This is a genomic window from Fictibacillus sp. S7 (assembly GCF_004127935.1).
Classification (GTDB): Bacteria; Bacillota; Bacilli; order Bacillales; family Fictibacillaceae; genus Fictibacillus_C; species Fictibacillus_C enclensis.
On sequence record NZ_QJKL01000001.1, the window covers coordinates 4,037,118 to 4,061,631 of the forward strand.

Consider the following 24,514-nt stretch of genomic DNA (forward strand, 5'->3'; position numbering starts at 1 on the left):
GTAATCTTCCTTCAGGTTTTACCTGGCCTTTTGTTCATGATAAAAAACGGCTGAAAAAAGCCGCGATGCTGACGGAAATTAACCTGCTGCAAAAGCGGGAAAAATATTTTCTTTTTCTATACAAGCATGAAGTTATGAAAGAAAAGGAAATGGAGCGGCTGCTTGCTGAGCAGGAGTTTCATACCGGGGAAGATATGGGTGCTGAGCCTGAAGGCGGTCGTCCTGAAAAAGTTGTTGAAGCCTATCTTATGGCAGTAAAAGAGGAGGCCCAAACCCAGCAAGAGGAAGTGGATCGCCGCAAGAATTATTATGTGGCCAGCTTAAAAACAAAAATTGTGGTCCTTCTTTTGTATCTTGCTCTGGCAGGTGTCTTGTCTTATTTCGCAATGTATGGACATACCATTATGGAAGTCCACCGCGAACTGCTTCAGCGGTAATTAAAACATGCCCGGCACACCATTGGAAGCCGGGCGTATTTTATTATTTTCGTATTCCATAAATGATCAGCCCCAGACCGGCCACAATCCAAAGCAATTTTGCCGTGCTGATCTTGGCTGTGATGCCGACTAACCCTAAGGACATGGTCGAAAAGAAAATAAAAGGTCCGATAATGGACAGCGTGGAATTGATCAGCAAGGCTTTTTCAACTGAATTAAAACGGAGCATTAAAAATGCGGCACTAACTTCGCATACCCCGGACAGAATCCTGATCATGGCCATGCCGAGGACGATTTTCTCAAATACTTGAAACATACAGTCAACCCCCATGAAGTGCATGCTGCACGTAGTCGCCGGCCGTTATGTACCCGTACAATAAATGGCTGTCCATATACTATATGTTGTCCACCCCAAAGTAGAAGTTGAAAGCAAGTGCCTTTTCAAAGGGCTGAAATCACCTGTGAAATGTGTAAATTTATTTGGTATTTTACAAAATAGTTAAAGAAAAAGATTATTCGACAAAACTTCTTACTATTCGCTAAATGATACATTTGACAACATTTTTTTAAATGTGTAATACTATGAATGTATAGGGCTCCTATACAGATTGTCATGACGAAGGGATAGTGAAAGTACATGCAAGGAAAAGTAAAATGGTTTAATGCAGAAAAAGGATTTGGCTTTATCGAAAGAGAAGATGGAGATGATGTATTCGTACATTTCTCAGCCATCAATTCAGAAGGTTATAAGTCTCTTGATGAAGGCCAAGAAGTTGAGTTTGAAATCGTTGACGGAGCTCGTGGACCACAAGCAGCTAACGTAACCAAACTATAATAATAACTAGCCGATACTTCGGATAATAACCCAGCATTCTTAGAATGCTGGGTTATTTATGTGAATCAATATTCTTCTTCAGATTTGTGAACCTTTTTAAATTTGCCAAACCGTGAACCGAGGTAATAGGCGCCGAGAATGATCGCTACAAAGCCAAGACTGATAAAAAATCCTACCCGCTGATTGGTGTGCAGGAGAGACCCTGCGATCGTAAAGGCAATGAGAGCAATACCCAGATAAGAGGTTAACGGATAGGATGCAGATCGGTAATGCTCTTCGCTGGAGCCAATTTGTTTTCTTTTTTTGATATGGGAGGACAGGATGATCACCCAGTTCAAAATCAGCATGATACCAGCAGAGGTTGTCATATATTCATATACTGTGTCCGGCAATAAAAAGGAGAAAAGGACAGAGATCGCAAGGCCGATACCGCTCAAGCCGAGAGCACCGGCAGCAACTCCGCGGCTGTTCATTTTCTGAAGGCGTCCGGGAGCATCACCGTCTTTGGCCAGGGAAACCATAATGCTGGTTATGGAGAACAGAGCTCCTACCATGGTAGAAAATGCAGCACTGATCAGTATGACGTTGAATATCGTGTCCAGATAAGGAATAGGGAAACTTGCCAGCGCTTTGACAAACGGGCTTTTGTCCTCATTAATGATGTGAAAGGAAACCATCATCAAAATAAATAGAATACTAACGGCGTACAGCACTGTTAATGCGATGACGAGAAATGTACCGGCTTTTGGTACATCTTTTTTATTTCTTAACTCTGTGGAGAGAACCCCCAGCACTTCAATTCCACCGTAGGAAAATAAAATAAAAATCATCGCGGACCAGAAACCTGAGAAGCCGTTTGGAAACCAGCCGTGTGCAAAGGAAGCAGAAGAAAGACCTGCCTTCGCACTGTTGGGGGAAATGACGCCCGTCACAGCGAGAATCCCAAATCCAATAAACGCCACAAGAGTGGATATTTTGATCACCGCAAAGAACGATTCAATGCTGCCGAAGTTTTTTACGCCGAGCAGGTTAATACCAAGCGCAAGTATAGAATAAACAACGGATAAGAGCCAGAGGGGCACATGGGGCAGCCAAAGCTGTGTAAAGATGGCCAGGGCTGTTACTTCACTGGACATGATCAAAACACCGGCAGTCCAGTAGATCCAGCCGCTCATAAATCCGACAGGATGGCCGAATGCCTGACCGGCATATGTCCGGAAAGAACCGGGCTGTGGATCCTGTACCGTCATTTCAGCAAGTGCACTAAAGACAAAATAGGCCGTTAAACCGGCAAGGAGGTAGCCAATCAGCACGGAAGGCCCTGCTGAATGGATGGAAAGTCCAGACCCCAGAAAAAATCCCGCACCGATCACTGAGCCAATGCCAATCAATGAAAGCTGCCACCAGGCGAGTTTATGGGATTTCCCTTTCTTAACCTTGCTTTGTTGGACGTTTTTCACACTTTGTTTAACAACATTTTGGTTATGCATATCGATCCCTCCTATACCTTACATCCCCATTGTGCCCGAAACTTAGCTTTCTATTGGCTGAGTCGAAAATTGTCGAGAAAGAAATTTTATTGTCAAGATATTTTAAAGTTTATGAAGGAATTGTTAACGGGTATATCGAAATATATATACATCACGGAAGGAGGAGTTAAGATATGCAATTTAACATTCGTGGAGAAAACATTGAGGTGACTCCAGCTTTAAGGGAATATGTTGAAAAGAAAGTTGCAAAACTTAAGCGCTATTTTAACGAAACTCCGAACACTGACGCATATGTCAATCTAAAAGTTTACAACAATACTCAATCAGTCGAGGTAACCATTCCGATGACAGGGCTGCTGCTAAGAGCAGAGGAAAGCCACACCGATATGTATGCGGCAATTGACCTCGTAATTGAAAAATTAGAGCGTCAGATTCGTAAACATAAAACAAAGGTGAACCGTCGTTCCAAACAAAATGGAGGCATTCATGAAATGATTGCCAACAGTGCAGATGCCACTACAACCGTTGTTTTGGACGAAGAGGAAGACGAATTTGAGATTGTCCGTGAAAAACGTTTTGACCTTAAGCCAATGGATACCGAGGAAGCCATTCTTCAAATGGATCTGCTTGGACATAACTTTTTTGTTTACAATCATGCAGAAACCGGCACGACCAACGTGGTGTATAAACGAAAAGATGGAAGATACGGCCTGATCAGCCCGGAATAATCATTAACTCTGAATAACGAAAAAAACAGCCGGCAAAAGAGCACACAAATGTGTTCCTTTGCCGGCTTTTCTGCTCTATTTCTTTTTTATCAGAAAGGACTTTTCTGTGTGAGGCGAGAAAACAAAAGGATACAGAAATGGAGGTTTTTCATGGAATTGCAACAGCAGCTGTCAGAAATAAAAAAACTTCAGCAGCAATGCCAAGCGGAAGAAAATTTGCAACTAAAACTGAACTGGGACATGCTTGAACAGCGTGATGGCAATAGAAAGGAGGACTTTTTTCATTATGAAGAAGGGGAGCTTTGCGCCTTCCTTGGGATCTATGGATTTGGAAGCAAAGCTGAACTATGTGGAATGGTGCTTCCCGCCTGCCGCAGAAAAGGAATTTTTACAAAGCTTTTAACGGAAGCCATAGAAGTTGCCAAACAAGAATATGATGAAATCCTGCTCAATACACCGGCAAATTCAACGTCCGGCCTTGCCTTTTTAAAACAAGTGCCATGCGGATACGCTTTTTCCGAACACCAGATGAAGTGGCACGAAAAAGTCGTTGAAGCATCACATGACGTTTCTTTAAGACCAACGAGGCCCACTGATCTTGAGTTTGAGATGCAGTTGGATGTTGAATGCTTTGGCTTTTCGCTTTCAAAAGCCCAAGAGTATAATCAGCGGATAAAAAATGAAAAAGGACAGGACCGGTATGTGATTGAGAAAAACGGAAAAGCAGCAGGAAAGGTAAGAGTGGCCGCAGCAGCGGGGGAAGCCTGGATTTACGGATTTGCAGTTACTCCGGCGGAGCAAGGAAAAGGGATTGGCCGGAGTGTACTGAATTCTCTTATTTCCTTGGAACAGTCGAAAGGTCATTCGCTGTTCCTGGAAGTGGAAACACAAAATGCACACGCCCTGAAACTTTATGAATCCTGTGGTTTTACGTCCTATAACACACAGGACTATTATCGCCTTTCGCTTTAGAACATGAACGGCTGCGCATTGTTTTTTGACAATGATGTTTATAATCTACATGAACATGAAAAAGGGGATATTGAGATGAAAAAAATTCTAAAGACCTACCGTTTTCCGCTCATACTGTTGTTATCCATTGTGATCGGAAGCATCATCGGTTTTACACAGGGCAAGGAAGCCGCTGTTTTGAAGCCGTTTGGTGATTTATTTTTGAATGCGATGTTTATGATCGTTGTTCCGCTTGTCTTCTTTTCCATCTCATCAGCCATTGCATCAATGGGCGGTGTCAAGCGATTCGGAAAAGTAATGGGTTCAATGATGGTCGTGTTCCTTTTTACAGGGGTTGTGGCTTCTGTCATCGCGATGGCCGGTGTGAAAATTTATTCACCGTCCAAAGGAGTAAACATCGATCTTGTTAAACCGGAAGATGCCGGTGATAAGGTTTCCATTGGGGATCAAATTGTACAAACACTGACGGTTTCGGATTTCTCCGAGCTGTTTTCACGCAACAACATGCTTGCTCTTATCTTATTTTCAGTACTAATGGGTATCGCTGTTACCATGATTGGCGAAAAAGGAAAACCGTTCGCATCCTTCCTGAAATCAGGCAGTGAAGTGATGCTGAAGATGGTCAGTCTTGTCATGTATTATGCACCAATCGGGCTTGGCGCGTACTTTGCTGCCCTGATCGGTGAATTTGGGCCAACGCTGCTTGGTTCCTATTTCCGTGCGGTCCTTTACTATTATCCACTTGCGATTATTTATTTCTTTGGAATTTTTACGCTTTATGCACTTATGGCCAACGGAAAAGACGGTGTTCGCCTTTTCTGGAAAAACATGCTTTCTCCATCGTTAACCGCTCTGGCCACCTGCAGTTCGGCCGCTTCCATCCCTGTTAACCTGGAAGCCTCGAAAAAGATGGGTGTTCCGGATGACATTAGCGAAACGGCTGTGCCGCTTGGTGCAACGCTTCATAAGGACGGTTCAGTTATGGGCGGTGTCCTTAAAATCACGTTCCTTTTCGGGATTTTCGGCCATGATTTTTCGGGTATAGGAAACTACCTGCTTGTGCTGGTCGTTTCCCTGCTTGTTGGCATGGTGATGGGTGCGATTCCACAAGGCGGAATGATTGGCGAAATGCTCATTCTTTCTTTGTTCGGATTTCCTGTGGAGGCACTGCCGATCGCAGCTGCCATCTCCACCATTATCGATCCGCCGGCCACCCTTCTTAATGCAACAGGTGACAACGTAGCCAGCATGCTTACTGCACGTCTGGTGGAAGGTAAAAAAAGGATGAAAGAAACCGTCATGAGACTTGGCGAACAAAAGGGAGCATAATCCCTTCGGGCACGGCCAATTACGGCTGTGCCTTTTTTACATAATTTGAGGGTTTAAAAGGTCCTGTGAACGTCCATCCTAGATGGAAATTCCCTTTCAAAAAAAGGAGGAACAGGGCATAAGTCACGTTAAGGTTTTTTGTAAATTCTTTTACATTTCCCCACCTGTATCGTTTTTTCTTTATACTGGGAATCAGAGAGTTTGTGGAAGAGCGTGTAAAATAATTGAATTGACAGCCATAGAAGTTTCGCCTTTCTTGTCGTAAAATTCACAAACTGATAGAATAAGTAATAGCACTTATTTCCTGAACAGAGGAGCGTTAGCAGATGATAGGATTGCTTAAAAAGATTTTTCCGGGCACGAACGAACGAAATTTAAATAGATACCAAAAAATTGCCGACCAGGTGGACGGACTGGGAGATGCCCTGAAAGGTCTTTCGGATGAGGAACTGAGCCAAAAGACCGAGGAATTTAGAGAGCGCGTCTCCAACGGAGAATCTCTTGATGCTCTTCTTCCTGAGGCATTCGCGGTAGTACGTGAAGCGGCTGACCGTATTCTCGGATTACGTCCTTATCCTGTTCAGATCATGGGGGCAACTGCTCTTCATGAAGGCAACATTGCCGAAATGAAAACAGGTGAAGGTAAAACGCTTGTGGCGACCATGCCGGTGTACTTGAATGCACTTGAAGGCAAGGGTGTCCATGTTGTTACGGTTAACGAATATCTTGCACGCCGTGACTCCGAATTGATGAGCCCGTTGTATAACTTCCTTGGCCTTACTGTGGGGTTGAACATTTCCGATATGTCCAGAGAAGAAAAACAGGAAGCGTATGCTGCGGACATTACTTATGGAACAAACAACGAATACGGATTTGATTACCTTCGGGATAACATGGTGGTCTATAAGGAACAAATGGTTCAGCGTCCTCTCAACTTTGCGATTGTCGATGAGGTTGACTCCATCCTGGTCGACGAGGCGCGTACACCGCTGATCATTTCCGGTTCGGCTCAAAAGTCAACTGAGTTGTATATGATGGCTAACATGTTTGTCCGTACACTGAAAAAAGAAGAAGATTACACAGTCGATATTAAAACGAAAAATGTTCAGCTTACAGAAGAGGGAATTACGAAAGCTGAGCAATATTTCAATATTGATAACTTGTATGATTATAACCATGTTACGCTGAATCACCATATTAACCAGGCATTGAAGGCCAATGTCATCATGGTTTTGGATGTTGATTATGTAGTTCAGGATGGCGAGGTTGTTATCGTTGACCCGTTCACAGGCCGCTTGATGGCAGGGCGCCGTTACAGTGAAGGGCTTCACCAGGCCATCGAGGCAAAGGAAGGTCTGGAAATCCAGCGTGAGAGTATGACGCTTGCGACTATTACGTTCCAGAACTATTTCCGTATGTACAACAAACTTTCGGGTATGACGGGTACAGCGAAGACGGAAGAAGAAGAATTCCGCAATATTTACAACATGGAAGTCGTGGCAATTCCTACGAACCGTCCGATTGCCCGTGTTGATAATTCTGATTTTGTCTATAAATCCATGGCAGGGAAATTCCGCGCCATTGTTAAAGAAATTCAGGAACGCCATGAAACAGGCCAGCCGATTCTTGTAGGTACGGTTGCTGTTGAAACGTCAGAACTTCTTTCCCAGATGCTTCGCAAAAAAGGAATCCCGCATAATGTTTTGAATGCGAAAAACCATGAACGTGAAGCAGAAATCATTGAGAACGCCGGCCATAAAGGCATGGTGACCATTGCGACCAACATGGCCGGCCGTGGTACAGATATCAAGCTTGGAGAAGGAGTTCGCGAAGTCGGCGGCCTTCATATCCTTGGTACGGAGCGCCATGAATCTCGCCGTATTGACAATCAGCTTCGCGGTCGTTCAGGACGTCAGGGAGATCCGGGATCTTCTCAGTTCTACATTTCCATGGAAGATGAATTGATGCGCCGATTTGGCTCTGACAACATGATGAACATGATGGAACGCCTTGGAATGGATGAAGATACGCCGATTGAAAGTAAGCTGGTTACCAAAGCGGTTGAATCCGCTCAAAAACGGGTGGAAGGCTCCAACTTTGATGCCCGTAAGCAGTTGCTTCAATATGATGATGTTATGAGACAGCAGCGTGAAATCATCTACAAACAGCGCCAGGAAGTTCTTGATGCCGAAAACCTTGGGGACATTGTTCTCCAGATGGTGGATTCCACTATCGACCGCATTGTAAAAGCTCATACGCAGGAAGAAATCGTGCAGGAAGAATGGGATCTTGACGAAATTGTTAACTATTCTGTGGCAACCTTCCTGAATGAGGAGGATGTGACAGCTGATGATCTTAAAGGTCTTGATCAAGAAGAGATCATCGAGCTTCTGAAAGAAAAAGCACACGCTGCTTTTGCTGAAAAGGAAGCACTTATTGAACCTGAGCATATGCGCGAGTTTGAAAAAGCAGTAATCCTCCGTGCCGTTGACTCCAAATGGATGGATCATATCGACCAGATGGAACAGCTGCGCCAGGGGATTCACCTTCGTGCCTATGGGCAGAATGATCCGCTTCGCGAGTACCAGTTCGAAGGCTTTGAAATGTTCGAAGCGATGGTTGCGGCCATTGAAGAAGAGATTTCCATGTATATCATGAAGGCTCAAGTTGAACAAAACATGCAGCGTGAGCAAGTGGCAGAAGGAAAAGCCGTGGTACCGAGCGATAAGCAGGAAACAAAGCGCAAGCCGGTGAAAAAGAAACAAAACATCGGACGCAACGCTCTTTGCCCGTGCGGAAGCGGTAAAAAATACAAACAATGTCATGGAGCGGAGAATTAATTCTCCCGGAATGATATAATAAGAAAAGGTGCAGGGAGAGTCGGAGGATCCAGACTCTCTTTGCTGTGTCTATTTACAACAGCTAAGCATATACTCACGATGAACCAAAAATACGAGGTGGCAGAGATGGAATTAGTAGAAATTAAGCAAGAACTCAATATTATGGCTAAGCGATTAGCGGACTTCAGGGGGTCTCTTTGACCTCGACCAAAAGAAGGCAAAAATAGCCGAGCTGGACGAAAAGATGAGCGTACCGGAATTTTGGGATGACCAAAACGCGGCACAGACCGTGATCGGTGAAGCCAACGGATTAAAGGAGCAAGTCAACCAGTTTGAAGATCTGAACGGCCGTTATGAAGACTTGGAAGTCGCGCATGATATGCTGAAGGAAGAGTTTGATGCTGACATGCAGAAAGAACTGGAACGAGATCTGAAAGATATGGTTGATGCGCTGAATACGTTTGAGCTCTCGCTGCTTTTAAACCAGCCGCACGACAAAAACAATGCGATTCTTGAGCTTCACCCGGGTGCCGGCGGAACGGAGTCACAGGACTGGGCTTCCATGCTTCTTCGCATGTACACCCGCTATGCGGAACGAAAAGGATTTAAGGTGGAAACGCTGGATTATCTTCCGGGAGATGAAGCGGGTGTTAAAAGCGTTACCCTTGGCATCAAAGGCCACAATGCCTATGGCTATTTGAAAGCGGAAAAAGGGGTTCACCGTTTGGTGCGAATCTCCCCGTTTGACTCATCAGGCCGCCGTCATACATCGTTCGTTTCTTGCGATGTGGTTCCTGAACTTAATGATGATGCAGAAATTGATGTTCGTACGGAAGATTTGAAAGTGGATACGTACCGTGCCAGCGGCGCAGGCGGACAGCATGTAAATACGACGGACTCGGCCGTTCGTATTACGCATATCCCGACAAACACCGTCGTATCCTGCCAGACCGAACGTTCACAGATCAAGAACCGTGATCATGCCATGAAAATGCTGAAGGCCAAACTGCTGCAGCGCAAGATTGAAGAACAGCAAGCCGAATTGGCGGAAATCCGCGGGGAACAAAAAGAAATCGGCTGGGGAAGCCAGATCCGCTCTTATGTGTTCCACCCGTACAGCATGGTCAAAGACCATCGCACCAACACCGAGATGGGGAACGTTCAAGCGGTAATGGACGGAGATATTGAATCCTTTATTGATGCATACCTTCGTTCGCAGATTAAATAATTTTTGTAAAAGCCGGTCCTGATCAGGTCCGGCTTTTTGGTTTTATGAAATGATGAAAAAGCAGCCCGGAGTTTTCACCGGGCTGCTTTTTTTGCATGGATATGTAGTTTATTGAAGGGGCAGGGATTGTTCAGGCATAGGTACACTGCGCTGCAGAACCTCAATTTCATGTTCAAGGTAGGAAATATAATGTTCCATTTGTTCAAAGCGCTGAAGCACCGCCGAATGATAATGATCCAAATCCTGTTCAAACCGGTCAAAATTGTGTTCCATTGTGTCCAGCTTTTTTTGATACACATCCAGTCTGCTCAGTGCTTCCTCCATACGCTGCAAAATGAGAAGATACATCTTTTTCTCATCCATTTTTTAAACATCGCCCTTTCTGTCTCGGAGTTTAGTTCAATTTTAACCGAATCTTGTCCGGAAATGTTAAGAATCTTTCGACAAAAGTAAAATAGTAGGAATACCCCTTCCATTTATTCCTTTACCGCGTCATCGGAATCTCATTCACAGGGCAGACTAGTAGTGATATAATGAGTCGGGTTTTATGGTTTTACAACTAGAGAACGTTCGGAAAGTAGGTAAATGAACGAATGATGACAGCTTTGCGAAGACGCAGAGGAGTTTTGCCGCCAAAAGCAGAACTCGCTTTGGAATATATTTTTGTAGTTATCGGGTCTGCTTTTGTTTCCCTGGCTTTTTCTGTTTTTTTATTGCCCAATAAAATTGCTTCCGGCGGTGTCAGCGGGATCAGCACCATCCTGAAATGGGTGGCCGGCTGGGATCCTTCCTACGTGCAATGGGCATTGAACATTCCGTTGTTTTTTGCCGGTATTATTTTTCTCGGAAAACAATTTGGCGCAAAAACACTGATTGGTACCCTGGTGCTGCCCTTCTTTGTTTTTCTTTTCACTGGCTGGGGAGCTGCAACGAATGACCCCTTGCTCGGTGCTTTATTTGGCGGATTGGGTGTCGGGGCCGGCCTTGGCATTGTCTTCAGAGGCAAGGCTTCAACAGGCGGTGTAGACTTGCTCGCCCAGATTATTCATAAATATTTCGGAATATCGCTTGGAACATGTATCCTCTTTATCGATGGAACCATCGTGCTGTCGTCAGCCCTTGTTTTTGGTCTGGAAAAAGCCCTTTACGCACTAATTGCCATGTTCTTAACCGCAAAAACGATTGATGTGGTCCAGATGGGGCTTGGAGTGTCCAAAGTCGCTTTGATTATTTCAGACCAGGAAGAAGAAATGAGGCAGGGAATCCTGACTGACCTTTATCGTGGTGTGACCAAGATCAATGCGCTTGGCGGTTATACACAGGACGAGCGCCCGATGCTGATGTGCGTTGTTGCACAATACGAAGTGACAAAATTAAAACAGTATGTAAAAGGAGTGGATCCTTCCGCATTCGTCATCCTGCTTAATGCAAACGAAGTGCTGGGGGAAGGATTCAAACGAGCATAAATTTAACAATAAGAAGCGGTTGGATCTCAATTTCAAACGCTTCTTTTTTTTCGGTGAAAAAGGTTGCGGAATATTGAGAAATTATGGATATAGCTTAATTCTTTCACTTCTACCGACAAGACAGGGCTAGTAAAGGCGAAAGGGTATGTTTGTTAACTATAAAAAAAGTCTGTTCAAGTTAAATACCGGCATGGCAAGGAAACAGGCCGTCCCCGCCTGTTTTCTAAAGAATGCGAAAGCTGTCGGATTTTCTTTGGCGGCAGATCTGAAAGATAGGTAAATAGTCCCTTGTTTTGATTCAGGAAGTTACCAACTTGAAATCAAACTGTAATAAAAATCGCAAAATCCGATGTTATAATAGGGATTACGGGAAAAAACACCAGTTTTATATGAATTGGTTAAAAAAGATTGTCGAATGAAAAAAGTGGTTTGGGAAATTAGAGTTCATGAAATAAGGAAGTGAATTACGTTGATAGAAATGAAGGATGTATGGAAAACATATCCCAATGGCGTGATGGCCTTAAATGGGATTGATATCTACATAGATAAAGGTGAATTTGTTTATGTAGTCGGGCCAAGCGGTGCCGGCAAATCCACTTTCGTTAAGTGCATGTACCGGGAAGAAAAACCGACAAAAGGTTCCATTCTTATTCAGGGGACTGATCTAGCGAAGTTAAGAGAACGACATATTCCGAAAATGCGCAGAAAAATTGGCGTCATTTTTCAGGATTTCAAATTGCTGCCGAAGCTGACCGTATATGAGAATGTTGCTTTTGCGCTTGAAGTCATTGAAGAATCGCCAAAAGTCATTCGCCAGCGGGTCATGGAAGTGCTTGATCTCGTAGGTTTGAAGAATAAGGCACGTTCTTTCCCTGATGAACTATCAGGCGGAGAACAGCAGCGTGTATCTATTGCACGGTCCATCGTCAACCATCCTCCGGTTATCATTGCGGATGAACCGACAGGAAACCTAGATCCGGAAACGGCTTGGGAAATCATGGACATTTTTAAAGAAATCAATGAACGTGGCACAACGGTAGTGATGGCCACCCATAATAAAGATATTGTGAACAGTTTCAAAAAGCGCGTAATTGCCATCGAAGGCGGCAGAATCGTGCGTGACGAACAGAAGGGGGAATACGGGTATGAAATCTAGAACCCTAAAACGTCACTTTGCAGAAGCATTTAAAAGTCTCGGAAGAAATGGCTGGATGTCATTTGCCTCCGTTAGTGCGGTAACGGTTACTTTATTGCTTGTCGGCGTTTTTCTAGTGGTGCTATTAAACTTGAACCATCTTGCCAGCCAGATTGAAGGCGATGTGGAAATTCGGGCGTATATTGACCGCACGACCAAACAAAGCGAATATAACGATTTGCAACAGAAAATGGAGCAAATCCCAAATGTGAATGAAGTCAAATTCCAGTCCAAGGAAGATGGACTACAGGAATTGATCAAGAGTCTTGGAGATGAAGGGAAGGCTTTTTCATCCTTAAAAAATGAGAATCCATTACCAGATGCCTTCATCATTAAAGCCAAGAAGCCTCAGGATACATCAACTGTCGCTTCTGAAATTGAAAAGTATGATCATATCAAGAAAGTAGATTACGGACAGGGAACCGTTGAGCGATTGTTCAAAGTGACAGGCGTAGCCAGAAATGTCGGACTTGTACTGATCGTTGGATTGATCTTTACAGCAATGTTCCTCATTTCCAACACGATTAAACTTACAATTCTTTCCCGCCGCAAAGAAATTGAAATTATGAAACTGGTAGGAGCCACAAACGGATTTATCCGCTGGCCGTACTTTATTGAAGGCTTTACCCTTGGTCTGATGGGATCGATTATCCCGATTCTCGTGGTGGTATTTGGATACGAGTTCCTGCATGGACAAGTGAACAACCAGCTTGATACCGTGTTCGTTAAATTATTGCCGGTCTATCCGATGGTGCTTCAGCTTTCTATAATGCTGGCCGTAATCGGCGGATTGATTGGAGTATGGGGAAGCATGACTTCCGTACGCAAATTCCTAAAAGTATAATTCAATTACAGGGGTAGAAAAGGGGAGGACTTGAGTTGAATAGAAAGATCGCAGGATTAACACTATCATTGAGCCTCGCTCTTAGCGGTATTACAGCATACCAATCATCTACGACAGCCAGCGCAGAAACGCTAAAGAGTATTAAAGAGAAAAAAGAGGCGAATAAGAAGAAACAAGACGCAGCAAACGAAAAGCTTAAACTAAATGAAAAGAACCAGGAAGCAACACGAAATGAAATTGCACGCATCGATCAATCAACCGCTGATACGGAAAGCAAGATCAGCAAAAAAGAAACAGAGATTCATAATACAAAAGATCAAGTGGAGCAGCTGAAAAAGGAAATTGAGGTTGTTCAAAAACGAATTGATAAACGGGACAAGCTCTTAAAGGACCGGATCAACTCCATGTATCAAAGCGGCGGAGCAGTCCAGTATCTTGAGGTAGTGCTTGGATCCAAGAATTTCGGTGATTTCCTTGACCGGGTAGTAGCGTTGAATCTGATTGCCGATCAGGACCGCCAGCTTCTTGAAGAGCAAAAGAAGGACAAAGAACTGCTTGAAGATAAGAAAAAGACGGTTGAAGACAAGCTTGCTGCTTTGGAAGATAAAATGAAAGAACTGAAAGATTTGAAAAAGCAGCTGGATGCTCAAAAGAAAGAGAAAACAAGATTGATGGCATCCTTAAAGAAAAAGCATTCCAAGATTGAAGACGACGTTGAAAAATACGAAAATGCGGCTGAGTTGTTAAACAGCCAGGAGCAGGCCATCAAAGAAGAGAAGGCACGCGCCAAACAGGCAAGTGAACAACAGAGCACCAGCGGCAGCGCAGGGAAAAATGCTTCCAATACAGGCTCTGGAATGATCATGAAGCCGGCAGCCGGTGTTTTCACCTCTGGCATTGGTTCACGCTGGAACAAGTTCCATGCCGGCGTGGATATCGCCCAGGCTGGAAAAGTTCCGATTTATGCAGCGGCTGACGGAACAGTGATCCGTTCTGATTACTCTTCCTCTTATGGAAATGTAATCTTTGTTACGCATAACATTAACGGCCAGACCTGGACAACGGTTTACGCCCACATGAGAGAGCGTGTTGTACAGGGCGGTTCGGTAAAACGCGGACAGCTCATTGGCTATATGGGGAACACGGGACATTCATTTGGTCAGCATCTGCACTTTGAACTTCACAAAGGGCCATGGAATGCATCCAAATCCAATGCCGTTGACCCTCGTCCATATATGTAAACAGAAGAAAAATATGGACATAAAAATACAAGCTGTTCATAATATAAAGTAGGAGTTACGCGGACATACATCAGGTCCATCTCTTACTTTGAAAGTGGCATCGCATCCGCAAGGTGTGATGCCTTTTTCTGCAAACAAATGAGGTGAGCGAAATTGAAAAGAAAAGTTGTTGCACTTCTTATGGTATTATCGCTTGTAATTGGAGCGGGAGGCATGTATGGCTGGATGAAGTGGTCACAGAATGACCAGTCCATCGGCAATGCAGGAACGGTCAATGAACTGAAGAGCACAAAAGCACCAGTCAACCAAGATGAGGAATTTGCAAAGCTTCAAAAAACCTATCAGCTGATTTCCTCAAGGTATTACCAAAAGGTGAGTTCGGATAAATTGCTGGAAGGTGCCATTGATGGAATGGTAAAAACCTTGAAAGATCCTTACTCTGTCTATATGGATGAAGACACGGCGAGCCAGTTTACCCAATCACTGGATTCGTCTTTTGAAGGAATTGGAACGGAAGTCAGCATGGTCGATGGCAAAGTGACCGTCATCGCTCCATTTAAGGATTCTCCTGCCGAACGTTCAGGAGTAAAGCCAAATGACCAAATTGTTTCAGTGGATGGAAAAAGTCTGGAAGGTCTCGACCTGTACAAGGCTGTCCTCAAAATACGTGGAAAAAAAGGGTCAACCGTCACACTTGGCATCAAACGAAAAGGTGTGAATGACACCTTGAAAATTGATGTAAAACGAGATACCATTCCGATTGAAACGGTTTATTCGAACGTTCAGAAAGTCGACGGGAAGAAAATCGGGGTGCTGAACATTACTTCCTTCTCGGAAGACACCGGGTCGGACTTTAAGAAAAAATTGAGTGATCTGGAAGGCCAGGATATTCAAGGCTTGGTCATCGATGTCCGGGGGAATCCGGGAGGGTACCTGGACGCGGTGGACAGCATGCTGAAGGAAATAATTCCTGAAGGCAAGCCGTTTGTTCAGATCCAGGACCGCAAAGGAAACAAGCAGCGCTTTGTTTCCGAACTGAAAGAAAAGAAAGACTACCCGATCGTCGGACTCGTTGACGGGGGAAGTGCATCCGCTTCTGAAATCATGGCAGGAGCGTTGAAAGAAGCGGGCGGATATCCGCTTGTTGGTGAAAAAACGTTCGGTAAAGGAACCGTTCAGCAGACCATTGATCTTGGGGACGGCAGCAATGTCAAGCTGACCCTCGCCAAATGGCTGACTCCTGATGGGAACTGGATCCACAAGAAAGGGATTAAACCGAACTATGCGGTGAAGCAGCCGGCTTACTTCTATTCCAGCCCGCTCAGCATCGAAAAACCACTTGCATATGATATGAACAGCGAACAAGTCAAAACTGCACAAAAAATGCTGAAAGGGCTGGGCTTTGATCCCGGCCGTGCGGATGGATATTTTGATGAAAAAACTGAAACCGCCGTTACAGCTTTCCAGAAAGCCAACAAACTAACTCCATCCGGAAAAATTGATCAAAAAACAGCGGGTGAGATCGAAAGCAAAATCATTACTCAAGTCCGTAACAAGAAAAACGATCTCCAGCTTCAAACGGCATTGAAAATTGCCGCAAACAAAAAGAACTAAAGAGAAAAACCCGCAGGCTCGAGGCTTGCGGGTTTTCTTATGAATGAATTTACAAAATCCACACATTTTCTAACACTCCGACATCTTTTCAGGTTATACTTATAAAGATTAATGAGATAAACTTTTTGAAAATAACATTTCAGGCGGAGGCCGGAATCGACTAAAAATAATTAAGAAAAGATGCTTTAAGGAGAGATTTGTTCCATGGATATTTACTTTAAAGAACTGCTTGATGGAATAGCGGGTCTTTTTTTGCATCCACTTTCATACGTATTTGTGATTGTTGCTTTTGTGATCGGCTTTAAGCGGGTTAAACGGGAAAGGAGAGAATTTAAAGTAAAAGTCCATCCGGTGATTGATAACTTGATTCAATCCTTTTTTCCCGGTCTGTTGATCGGTGTTCTGTTCTCGGCTGTCCTGCTTGTGACAGGTATCGCGATTCCGATGGGAATGGTTGCTTTAATCGGGTTAATGTATTTGCTGCTCGGTTTGACCATGAAAACCAGGTTTCTTAACCCTGCTTATGCGATCGGACTGGCGTCCATTGTTGCCCTGTTTCTTCCGGGGTTTGAGACAGGTACTGATTTTATCGACAAGTGGGTCAGGGATATACAGAGCACACCGCTTGATTCACTCGGCATCCTGATGGCCATGCTGGTCATACAGGAAGGAATATTGATTATCTGGAAAGGCTCCAGCAGGACGTCACCCCGGCTGCTGAAAGGAAAGAGGGGGCAGTATATCGGCGCCCATGAAGCGACACGGTTTTGGCTTGTACCGCAATTTTTGCTGATCCCCATGGGCGCTATTCCGGCGCAGGGAGACTGGCCGATGTTCGGAATGCAGGCGGTTGGCTACTCCATCCTGCTTGTTCCGTTTGCTGTGGGCTTTCGTCAGCTGAATGCCCATTCGCTGCCACAGGAAGCGATTAAAGCTACAGGTAAGCAGGTTTTGGCGATGGGCGCATTGATCGTGGTTATCACCCTTGTCGGTGTGTTTACCGATCTTCCGCTCCTTGCTGTCATCGCCCTTATTGGTGGAATGCTTGGCCGGGAACTGATTACTGTTATTAACAGCCAGAAGGACGATCACGGGAAACCCTTCTTTACACGCCGCAACAATGGCCTTGTGGTTCTCGGTGTTGTGCCGGGTACCCCTGCTGCAAAGATGGGGATTCAGGTGGGCGAAGTGGTTATGAAGGTAAACGGTGTTTCCCTGAACAATGAGAGCGAATTTTACCAGGCGCTGCAGATCAATGCCGCGTTCTGTAAACTCGAGATTCTTGACCACCAGGGGGAAATCAGGTTTGCCCAGCGTTCACTTTATGAAAACGAACACCATGAATTGGGTTTGCTGTTCGTTCACGAAGTAACCGAGAGAAAGAGTGTGGATGTTTCGTAAACAAGAAAAGCAACAAAGAAAAAGGCATGCCCATGCGCGGGTATGCCTTTTTTGCTATGAACCGTATGGTGGCTGGTAAAGCGGCTGTTGATAATATCGGATGGGGTATTGTGGCTCCGGTCGATTGCCGCAGTCCGTTGGAGGGCCGATGAACATGGTGGGCTGCACAGGGTTTACCGTTTGCTGCCACTGATTTTCGTTCAAGCAATAAGTGTGGGCCATGATATTGGCAGGGGTAAACTTGAGCAGATCTGACCCCAAAATGACATCAGGTGTTGGCGAGTTAAAAATGGCCAGCAGATGGGTTTGATCCGTGGTGGCTACTTCATAATGCCACCAGCCTTGAGGAACGTTGGCCACTTGCCCGGGAGCGATGGAAAAATGCATAAATTGTTTGGTGAAAGGGTTGAAAATGGAAACGACAGCAGCACCCGAAATGCAGTACACCAATTCAGCCGCATTTTGGTGATAATGAGGTTCCACCACATTATTGCTGCTCAAAAAAATATCCAGCAGGGATACATTGTCCAGCGTGTTCAGCTCGTTGATTCCCAGCACATTAATGTAATTTAGCCGGTCTTTCGTCACGACGTTGGTATTGATGGTCGCGCTGAATTGCACGGAAGGGGATGTATAATTCAAATTTTGAGCCATATTCCATTCCTTCTTTCCCTCATGACATGATTACATTAGGCTATGCGAATGCCCATATAACGTGAATACTTAATCGACCTGCCTGCATCACGGGCAGGCTTTTTTCATTTCGTTTGTCCACTTTGTGACAATCCGCACACAACAAATAAAAACAGCCTGGAACAGTGACATTTATCACATATGAGATAAGGCCTATCGTTATAGCATGAGATAGTACTTATTTCACATAAGAGAAAACGTAAATAGAAGAAAGGAGAGGTTCATATGAGCAAGCGATTTTCATCCGGCCGCCTTTGGAGGGTAGCCGTTCTGGCGGCAGGTCTGCTGGTGTTTTTGTCCGGTTGTGACCGGCGCTATCTGATCTTCAATCCATCCGGCCCGGTGGCGGAAAAGGAACTACATTTGATTATTTTATCCGCAGTGCTTTGTGCTGTTGTGGTCATTCCAGTGTTGGGGCTGCTTATCTTTATCATTTATCGGTACCGCGATAAACCGGGCAATAAAGCTCCTTATACGCCGGAGTGGAATGACAGCAAAATATTAGAAATTGTCTGGTGGGGAGTTCCGATTATTATTATTGGTATTTTGGGTGTGTACACGGCAAAAACTACCTACTCCCTTGTAAGGCCGCCGGTGGAGGATGTGAAGCCGATCACCATTCAGGTAACTTCTCTTGATTGGAAGTGGCTGTTTCAATACCCGGACCAAAAAATTGCTACCGTTAACTATGTCGAAATCCCAGCCGGTGTTCCGGTCCAGTTTCATTTAACGTCGGATCAGATGATGAACTCGTTCTGGGTACCTGAGCTTGGCGGTCAGGAATACACCATGCCGGGTATGGCGATGAGGCTTTGGCTTCAGGCGGATCAACCGGGAACCTATTACGGCTCCGGTGCCAACTTTACCGGAAAAGGCTTTGCACACATGAAGTTTAAGGTGGTAGCCAAACCACAGGCTAGATTTAATCATTGGGCCAAACAGGTGAAAAAGACCGCTCCTGTACTGACTGAAGCAAAATATCAGCAGCTTGTCCAAAAAGGCCTGGCGGAAAAGCAAACCTACTCTTCATATCCCGAGAAGTTATTTCTCGACACGATCGACCGCAATGGAGGCAAATACATGAAGCCAGGAATGAAACACGGCGGACACGACATGTCGATGATGGACAACGATAACGAATAGAAACGACAGGGGGAAGAACAAGTGGGAGAAAAAGCGAAAGGATTTTTTGTAACGGGTGACCCGCTTATCTATGGCGCAGATGTATCCATAATCATCACGCTGCTTGGCATTCTTATTTTTCTGACGTATTTCAAAAAATGGGGCTGGCTGTGGCGCGAATGGCTCACAACTGTCGATCATAAAAAAATCGGAATTATGTACCTGGTGTCGTCCTTGCTCATGCTGTTCAGGGGAGGGGTGGATGCCCTCCTGATGAGGATGCAGCTTGCGATGCCGAACACTCATTTTCTGCAATCGCAGCACTACAATGAAATTTTCACCACACACGGAACGATCATGATTCTTTTCATGGCGATGCCGTTCATGTTTGCACTTTTTAACATTGTTATTCCGCTGCAAATCGGAGCCAGGGACGTGGCGTATCCGTTCCTGAATGCGATGAGCTTCTGGCTGTTCTTTTTCGGCGCATTGCTCTTTAACTTGTCCTTTGTGATTGGCGGATCTCCGGACGCAGGCTGGCTCAGCTATCCTCCGCTTTCCGAATTGGCCGGAAGCCCCGGCCCGGGACAGAACTTTTATATCTGGGGAATTCAAATTTCCGGAATCGGCAGCCTGGCGACCGGCATCAACTTCCTCGTGACCATTTTAAAAATGCGCGCACCCGGAATGAAATTGATGCAGATGCCGCTGTTCACATGGTCGGTTCTTTCCAGCTGCATCACCATCATCTTTGCATTCCCGGTATTGACAGTAACACTCGCTTTGTTGTTTGTTGACCGCTTTTTCGGTGCTCATATCTTTACAGCTACAGGCGGCGGAAATCCGATGATGTATGTCAACCTGATCTGGATTTGGGGACATCCGGAAGTGTATATCGTTGTCCTCCCGGCGTTTGGCATTTATTCCGAGATCGTCAGCACGTTCTCCAAAAAGAAAATCTTTGGCTACAAATCGATGGTTTTTTCCATGATGATCATATCTGTACTCGGTTATTTCACCTGGGTCCACCACTTTTTCACCATGGGGGCTGGAGCCGATGTAAATACGTTCTTTGCGATCACAACGATGGCAATCGGTATTCCGACAGGGGTTAAGATATTCAACTGGCTGTTCACCATGTTCCGGGGACGAATCACGATGACGCAGCCCATGCTCTGGACGCTCGCATTTATTCCGTGTTTTCTCGTCGGCGGAGCAACCGGTGTGATGCTTGCGGCAGCGCCTGCAGATTACCAGTACCATAACAGCTACTTCCTGATTGCCCACTTCCACCAGACGCTGATTGGCGGTGTCGTTTTCGGATATTTGGCCGGACTTTATTATTGGTGGCCGAAAATGTTCGGGTTCAAACTGAACGACCGCATTGGAAAATGGGCTTTCTGGACATGGAACATCGGCTTTTATGTATGTTTTATGCCGCAATATGCACTTGGATTCATGGGTATGACCCGCCGCGTATACACGTACGGCTGGGATATGGGCTGGGCGCCGTATAACATGGTGTCAACTGTTGGTGCCTTTCTGATGGGAATCGGATTCGTCTTTCAGGTGTGGCAGATTCTATACAGCATCAAGCATGGTGAGCGGGATCTGACAGGCGATCCATGGAACGGCCGGACACTGGAATGGTCGATCCCGTCGCCTGCGCCACACTATAACTTTGCCCATCTTCCTGCAGTGAAAAGTGACGATGCCTGGTGGGACATGAAAAATCACAGATATGGAGCTGCCGTTCAGGACCACATCAAAGAATATACACCGATTCATATGCCGAAAAACTCAGGGATTCCGTTTCTGATGTCGGCATGCTGGTTTGTGGCCGGATTCGGACTTACGTTCGAGTGGATTTGGATGGGAGTTGCCGGGCTTGCAGGAGTTGGTATTTGTTTGCTGGCCCATTCCTTCCAGAGAAACACGGATTACTACATTCCTGTAGATGAAATCAAACGGACAGAGGCTTCTTTAGGGAGGGTTGTGTGATGGCACAATCAGCTATCTCAGTGGATGCTCATCACGAGCACCAGCACGATACGTTTAAACTGCTTGGATTTTGGATTTTTCTCGTGACTGACTGTATTATTTTCGCTTGTTTGTTCGCCGTATACGCCGTTTTGCGGACACATACGGACGGCGATTTAACCGGACGGGAGCTGTTCGAGGTGAAGGGATTCACCGCAGAGACCTTTATTCTGCTCGCGAGCAGCTTTACGAGTGGTCTTGCCTCACTCGCCATGCATAAAGGTAGCAAAAAGCAGCTCCTTGGCTGGCTTGCGGTTACCGTTTTGCTCGGGTTGTCATTTGTAGGACTTGAGATCACAGAGTTTGCCAAGATGGCGTCCGAAGGGGCAAAAATCTCAAAGAACGGGTTTCTCTCTTCCTTTTTCACACTGGTCGGTACGCACGGCCTTCATGTATCCTTTGGTTTGATCTGGATGATCGGTGTGATGGTGCAGATTGGCCGGCATGGCATTGACTCGCTGACTAAAGAAAAGGTCACCATCGTCGGACTGTACTGGCACTTTCTCGATGTGGTCTGGATCTTCATCTTTACCGTCGTCTATTTGCTGGGGGTGATGTAAATGGGCAGTCATGAAAACCACGGTTCAGCCAAAACGTATATTCTCGGATTCTTGTTTTCGCTGCTTCTAACGGCCATTCCGCTGTGGCTCGTGATCCAGCACGTGATGAGCAAAACGGCGCTGACCGTTTCAATATTGTTGATCGCCGTGCTTCAATTGATCATCCAATTCTTCTTTTTCATGCACATCAGGGAGGGTGAGAAGCCAAGGTTTCATGTCATGGCACTCGTTCTCGGAGCGGTCATGGTGTTCACCATTGTCGCCGGATCCATCTGGATCATGACCTTCAACTCTCAAGTTCACTAAGATGATAGACCGTCCCCTTGGTGGAGCCGGAGGTTGGGAGGTTTAGGGCGGTGAGGAGATGCCTAACAACATCTCTCGAATTGGAGTTGAAAGAATTGTCGGCACTGCTGATTTGTGATCGTAGGCTGAAATAGTAGATAATAATCTTCTAAAGAGGGAATGTGTACATCGCTTGAGTAGTGTAGGCAAGCGGCACAATACCATTTCCCTCTTTTTCTTTTTAGGGGAAGAAAGAAACAGGAAGAACAATGAACACCAGTAAGTAGCTCGGTTGGCATGATTTTAAACCGTTCAAGAGGATTAAAGGATTCAGGCTGATGTTGCTCGATTAAGAGATGGGACAGCCTTTTTAGATGACGTTTATAAAATATTTGTTGAGTGTGGATTTGATTCAAGCAGTCTATCTTTTCAGGGAGGAGAGCGCTTCTGGTAATCATTCTATTGATCGTGGGAGGTCTATAGTTCCCTTTTTGGCTGTGAAATCCTGTCAGTAATTATGGAATTGATCGAAAATGATCGTAATTGAGCGGAATTTAAATTTATTGAGTGAAAAACCAAAGAATTAGGCATAAATTCCGTTAATCAAGCATAACTGAATTTTCACACAACTACCTCACCTCACTCACACCCCCAACAACCAAAAAAACTGTAAATCACCTCCGATAACTTACAGTTTTTGTCCCATAACCGCGAACTTTGTAACATATTGAAATATAGATGTAATATAACTGTCCAAAAAGTTCAGTTTGTTAATGATATAATTACGGATGGGAATTAACGTGGGTTGTAGGAGTAAGGTTAAGGAGGAAATGTAATTGAAGCAAAGAGTTTTAAAGGCTTTTTTATCACTTAGCATCGGCTTTAGCGTTTTTACATACACTTCAGCGCATGCGCAATCCTTAAGTGATATACATAAGAAACAAGCCGAAAATGACACGAAAAAGCAGAAAAAGAATGCAGAAATCAAGGAAGTTCAGGGACAACAGGATCAGGTGGTCCAGGAACTTGAAAAGATCGAATCAAATCTCGAGCAAACAAAGAAAGATATCGAGACGAAAAAAACAGAAATTGATGATACGAAAAAAGAGATTGATAGACTGAAAGATGAGATTGCCAAGATTCAAAAGCGAATTGAAGAGCGGGACGCGCTTTTGAAAGAGCGTGTACGTTCCATGTATGAGAGCGGAGGCGCTGTAAAGTACCTGGAAGTGGTTCTGGGTTCACAAAACTTTGGTGATTTTCTTGATCGATTGATCTCATTGAATATGATTGCTGAATCGGATAAAGCTCTTCTTGAAGAACAGAAGCGAGATAAAGCCAAAGTAGAAGAAAATAAAAAAGATGTGGAACAAAAACTGGAATCACTCAATGCGAAGCTCCAGGATCTTAATGGACTAAATGACAAGCTAAAAGCTCAAAAAGAGGCGAAAGACAGATTGTCTGCTTCCTTGAAGAAAAAAGAGACTCATCTTCATGAAGATGTGACAAGCATCGAAGAGAAGAATGACATTCTAGCGGCTCAGGAAAAAGCGATTAAAGAAGAAATCGCAAGAGCCAAGCGCGAAGCAGAACAGCGTAAGCGTGAAGAAGCTGCACGCAAAGCAGCAGCAGAAAAGGCCGCTCAAAAACAGGCAGCAGAAAAACGTGTGGCTGAAAAAGAAAACCGGCAGGCACCAGCACCGGCGCCTGCTCCGAAACAAAGCACGCCACATGTTTCAGCAAACTTCATCTGGCCTGCTAATGGCTATGTTTCATCTCCGTTTGGAACACGTTTTGGAGGAAGTGACTTCCACCCTGGCATCGATATTGCAGAAGCCGGAGCCGGGAATCCAATCGTAGCAGCAGCTGATGGTACAGTGGCACGTTCTTACCTGTCTTCTTCTTACGGAAATTGTGTGTTTGTTTCATCCTACATTGACGGACAGCTTTACACTACCGTTTATGCACATATGAGCGAGCGCATGGTTAGCACCGGACAAACTGTAAAACAAGGCCAGCGGCTTGGAACCATGGGCAATACTGGACACTCTACTGGTCAGCATCTTCATTTTGAACTTCATAAAGGACAATGGAATTACGCGAAATCCAACGCGGTTAATCCAGTTCCATATTTGCATTAATCCACAACACGAGGGAAGCAGGAGACAACTCCAGCTTCCCTTTTTTAATCTGG

At 45.0% G+C, this 24,514-nt stretch carries 21 protein-coding genes; 17 read left to right on the top strand and 4 right to left on the bottom strand.

Translation table 11 applies throughout. The annotated features are described in order from the left end of the window. Positions 1-480: 480 nt before the first annotated feature. Positions 481-753, bottom strand: coding sequence for a YqhV family protein (locus DMO16_RS20505; RefSeq protein ID WP_061971921.1), 273 nt, complete (start codon positions 751-753; stop codon positions 481-483). 321 nt (positions 754-1,074) lie between these two features. On the opposite strand from DMO16_RS20505, the gene DMO16_RS20510 reads away from it, so the two are divergent. After that, on the top strand, positions 1,075-1,272 hold the full coding sequence (locus tag DMO16_RS20510; protein WP_061971922.1) for a cold shock domain-containing protein: 198 nt from the start codon (positions 1,075-1,077) through the stop codon (positions 1,270-1,272). A gap of 65 nt (positions 1,273-1,337) precedes the next feature. On the opposite strand, the gene DMO16_RS20515 is transcribed toward DMO16_RS20510, so the two are convergent. Continuing rightward, positions 1,338-2,762 carry an amino acid permease gene (locus DMO16_RS20515; RefSeq protein WP_129479852.1) on the bottom strand — a complete coding sequence of 475 codons (1,425 nt, stop codon included), beginning with the start codon at positions 2,760-2,762 and terminating at the stop codon, positions 1,338-1,340. Positions 2,763-2,935: 173 nt separating this feature from the next. On the opposite strand from DMO16_RS20515, the gene hpf reads away from it, so the two are divergent. The 5 genes from hpf to prfB all read left to right on the top strand — a co-directional run bounded on the left by hpf (position 2,936) and on the right by prfB (position 9,859). Further along, positions 2,936-3,490, top strand: coding sequence for a ribosome hibernation-promoting factor, HPF/YfiA family (hpf, locus tag DMO16_RS20520; RefSeq protein ID WP_061971924.1), 555 nt, complete (start codon positions 2,936-2,938; stop codon positions 3,488-3,490). 150 nt (positions 3,491-3,640) lie between these two features. Next, a complete protein-coding gene (locus DMO16_RS20525; RefSeq protein ID WP_129479854.1) occupies positions 3,641-4,462 on the top strand; it encodes a GNAT family N-acetyltransferase in 822 nt (273 codons plus the stop codon). Between the two features lie 75 nt (positions 4,463-4,537). Further along, positions 4,538-5,791: a dicarboxylate/amino acid:cation symporter gene (locus DMO16_RS20530; protein WP_061971926.1), complete on the top strand. Its 1,254-nt coding sequence runs from the start codon at positions 4,538-4,540 to the stop codon at positions 5,789-5,791. 326 nt (positions 5,792-6,117) lie between these two features. Further along, on the top strand, positions 6,118-8,631 hold the full coding sequence (secA, locus tag DMO16_RS20535; RefSeq protein ID WP_061971927.1) for a preprotein translocase subunit SecA: 2,514 nt from the start codon (positions 6,118-6,120) through the stop codon (positions 8,629-8,631). 126 nt (positions 8,632-8,757) lie between these two features. Then, a protein-coding gene (gene prfB, locus DMO16_RS20540) for a peptide chain release factor 2 (protein ID WP_129479856.1) occupies positions 8,758-9,859 on the top strand; the annotation gives its coding sequence in 2 pieces (ribosomal slippage) (positions 8,758-8,829 and positions 8,831-9,859; 1,101 coding nt in all). A 108-nt stretch (positions 9,860-9,967) separates the two neighbouring features. On the opposite strand, the gene DMO16_RS20545 is transcribed toward prfB, so the two are convergent. After that, positions 9,968-10,222, bottom strand: a complete 255-nt coding sequence (locus DMO16_RS20545; protein WP_061971929.1) for a hypothetical protein — start codon at positions 10,220-10,222, stop codon at positions 9,968-9,970. 230 nt (positions 10,223-10,452) lie between these two features. Here DMO16_RS20545 and DMO16_RS20550 point away from each other — a divergent pair, with 230 nt between their 5' ends. From DMO16_RS20550 to DMO16_RS20575, 6 genes are all read left to right on the top strand, one after another. Further along, positions 10,453-11,325 carry a YitT family protein gene (locus tag DMO16_RS20550; RefSeq protein WP_241840617.1) on the top strand — a complete coding sequence of 291 codons (873 nt, stop codon included), beginning with the start codon at positions 10,453-10,455 and terminating at the stop codon, positions 11,323-11,325. Between the two features lie 469 nt (positions 11,326-11,794). Beyond that, complete coding sequence (ftsE, locus tag DMO16_RS20555) at positions 11,795-12,481, top strand: cell division ATP-binding protein FtsE (RefSeq protein WP_176716388.1); 687 nt, start codon at positions 11,795-11,797, stop codon at positions 12,479-12,481. Then, a complete protein-coding gene (gene ftsX / locus DMO16_RS20560; RefSeq protein ID WP_129479858.1) occupies positions 12,471-13,364 on the top strand; it encodes a permease-like cell division protein FtsX in 894 nt (297 codons plus the stop codon). The genes ftsE and ftsX overlap by 11 nt, the downstream gene beginning before the upstream one ends. A 35-nt stretch (positions 13,365-13,399) precedes the next feature. Beyond that, positions 13,400-14,605, top strand: a complete 1,206-nt coding sequence (locus DMO16_RS20565; protein ID WP_074440545.1) for a murein hydrolase activator EnvC family protein — start codon at positions 13,400-13,402, stop codon at positions 14,603-14,605. Between the two features lie 153 nt (positions 14,606-14,758). Beyond that, on the top strand, positions 14,759-16,219 hold the full coding sequence (locus DMO16_RS20570) for a S41 family peptidase (protein WP_061971931.1): 1,461 nt from the start codon (positions 14,759-14,761) through the stop codon (positions 16,217-16,219). A 204-nt stretch (positions 16,220-16,423) separates the two neighbouring features. Further along, positions 16,424-17,620 (top strand): PDZ domain-containing protein, encoded by a 1,197-nt coding sequence (locus DMO16_RS20575; RefSeq protein WP_129479860.1) that lies wholly within the window; start codon positions 16,424-16,426, stop codon positions 17,618-17,620. 54 nt (positions 17,621-17,674) lie between these two features. Here DMO16_RS20575 and DMO16_RS20580 read toward each other — a convergent pair whose 3' ends face one another. Continuing rightward, positions 17,675-18,274: a cupin domain-containing protein gene (locus DMO16_RS20580; protein ID WP_129479862.1), complete on the bottom strand. Its 600-nt coding sequence runs from the start codon at positions 18,272-18,274 to the stop codon at positions 17,675-17,677. Positions 18,275-18,538: 264 nt separating this feature from the next. Here DMO16_RS20580 and DMO16_RS20585 point away from each other — a divergent pair, with 264 nt between their 5' ends. The 5 genes from DMO16_RS20585 to DMO16_RS20605 all read left to right on the top strand — a co-directional run bounded on the left by DMO16_RS20585 (position 18,539) and on the right by DMO16_RS20605 (position 24,461). Further along, on the top strand, positions 18,539-19,456 hold the full coding sequence (locus DMO16_RS20585) for a ubiquinol oxidase subunit II (RefSeq protein WP_129479864.1): 918 nt from the start codon (positions 18,539-18,541) through the stop codon (positions 19,454-19,456). 21 nt (positions 19,457-19,477) lie between these two features. Further along, positions 19,478-21,436, top strand: coding sequence for a cbb3-type cytochrome c oxidase subunit I (locus DMO16_RS20590; RefSeq protein ID WP_129479866.1), 1,959 nt, complete (start codon positions 19,478-19,480; stop codon positions 21,434-21,436). Further along, positions 21,436-22,035 (top strand): cytochrome o ubiquinol oxidase subunit III, encoded by a 600-nt coding sequence (gene cyoC, locus DMO16_RS20595; RefSeq protein WP_129479868.1) that lies wholly within the window; start codon positions 21,436-21,438, stop codon positions 22,033-22,035. The genes DMO16_RS20590 and cyoC overlap by 1 nt, the downstream gene beginning before the upstream one ends. After that, entirely contained in the window at positions 22,036-22,341 is a 306-nt protein-coding gene (gene cyoD, locus DMO16_RS20600; RefSeq protein WP_129479870.1) for a cytochrome o ubiquinol oxidase subunit IV, read from the top strand. A gap of 815 nt (positions 22,342-23,156) precedes the next feature. Then, on the top strand, positions 23,157-24,461 hold the full coding sequence (locus tag DMO16_RS20605; RefSeq protein ID WP_129479872.1) for a murein hydrolase activator EnvC family protein: 1,305 nt from the start codon (positions 23,157-23,159) through the stop codon (positions 24,459-24,461). The last annotated feature ends 53 nt before the right edge of the window (positions 24,462-24,514 follow it).

Excerpts from the sequence above, each read along its gene's own strand:
- cyoD (WP_129479870.1), top strand. The coding sequence starts at position 22,036 with ATGGGCAGTCATGAAAACCACGGTTCAGCCAAAACGTATATTCTCGGA.
- DMO16_RS20545 (WP_061971929.1), bottom strand. The coding sequence starts at position 10,222 with ATGGATGAGAAAAAGATGTATCTTCTCATTTTGCAGCGTATGGAGGAA.
- DMO16_RS20580 (WP_129479862.1), bottom strand. The coding sequence starts at position 18,274 with ATGGCTCAAAATTTGAATTATACATCCCCTTCCGTGCAATTCAGCGCG.
- ftsX (WP_129479858.1), top strand. The coding sequence starts at position 12,471 with ATGAAATCTAGAACCCTAAAACGTCACTTTGCAGAAGCATTTAAAAGT.
- DMO16_RS20550 (WP_241840617.1), top strand. The coding sequence starts at position 10,453 with ATGATGACAGCTTTGCGAAGACGCAGAGGAGTTTTGCCGCCAAAAGCA.
- DMO16_RS20515 (WP_129479852.1), bottom strand. The coding sequence starts at position 2,762 with ATGCATAACCAAAATGTTGTTAAACAAAGTGTGAAAAACGTCCAACAA.
- DMO16_RS20530 (WP_061971926.1), top strand. The coding sequence starts at position 4,538 with ATGAAAAAAATTCTAAAGACCTACCGTTTTCCGCTCATACTGTTGTTA.
- hpf (WP_061971924.1), top strand. The coding sequence starts at position 2,936 with ATGCAATTTAACATTCGTGGAGAAAACATTGAGGTGACTCCAGCTTTA.
- DMO16_RS20575 (WP_129479860.1), top strand. The coding sequence starts at position 16,424 with ATGGATATTTACTTTAAAGAACTGCTTGATGGAATAGCGGGTCTTTTT.
- DMO16_RS20525 (WP_129479854.1), top strand. The coding sequence starts at position 3,641 with ATGGAATTGCAACAGCAGCTGTCAGAAATAAAAAAACTTCAGCAGCAA.
- DMO16_RS20505 (WP_061971921.1), bottom strand. The coding sequence starts at position 753 with ATGTTTCAAGTATTTGAGAAAATCGTCCTCGGCATGGCCATGATCAGG.
- DMO16_RS20510 (WP_061971922.1), top strand. The coding sequence starts at position 1,075 with ATGCAAGGAAAAGTAAAATGGTTTAATGCAGAAAAAGGATTTGGCTTT.
- DMO16_RS20585 (WP_129479864.1), top strand. The coding sequence starts at position 18,539 with ATGAGCAAGCGATTTTCATCCGGCCGCCTTTGGAGGGTAGCCGTTCTG.
- secA (WP_061971927.1), top strand. The coding sequence starts at position 6,118 with ATGATAGGATTGCTTAAAAAGATTTTTCCGGGCACGAACGAACGAAAT.
- cyoC (WP_129479868.1), top strand. The coding sequence starts at position 21,436 with ATGGCACAATCAGCTATCTCAGTGGATGCTCATCACGAGCACCAGCAC.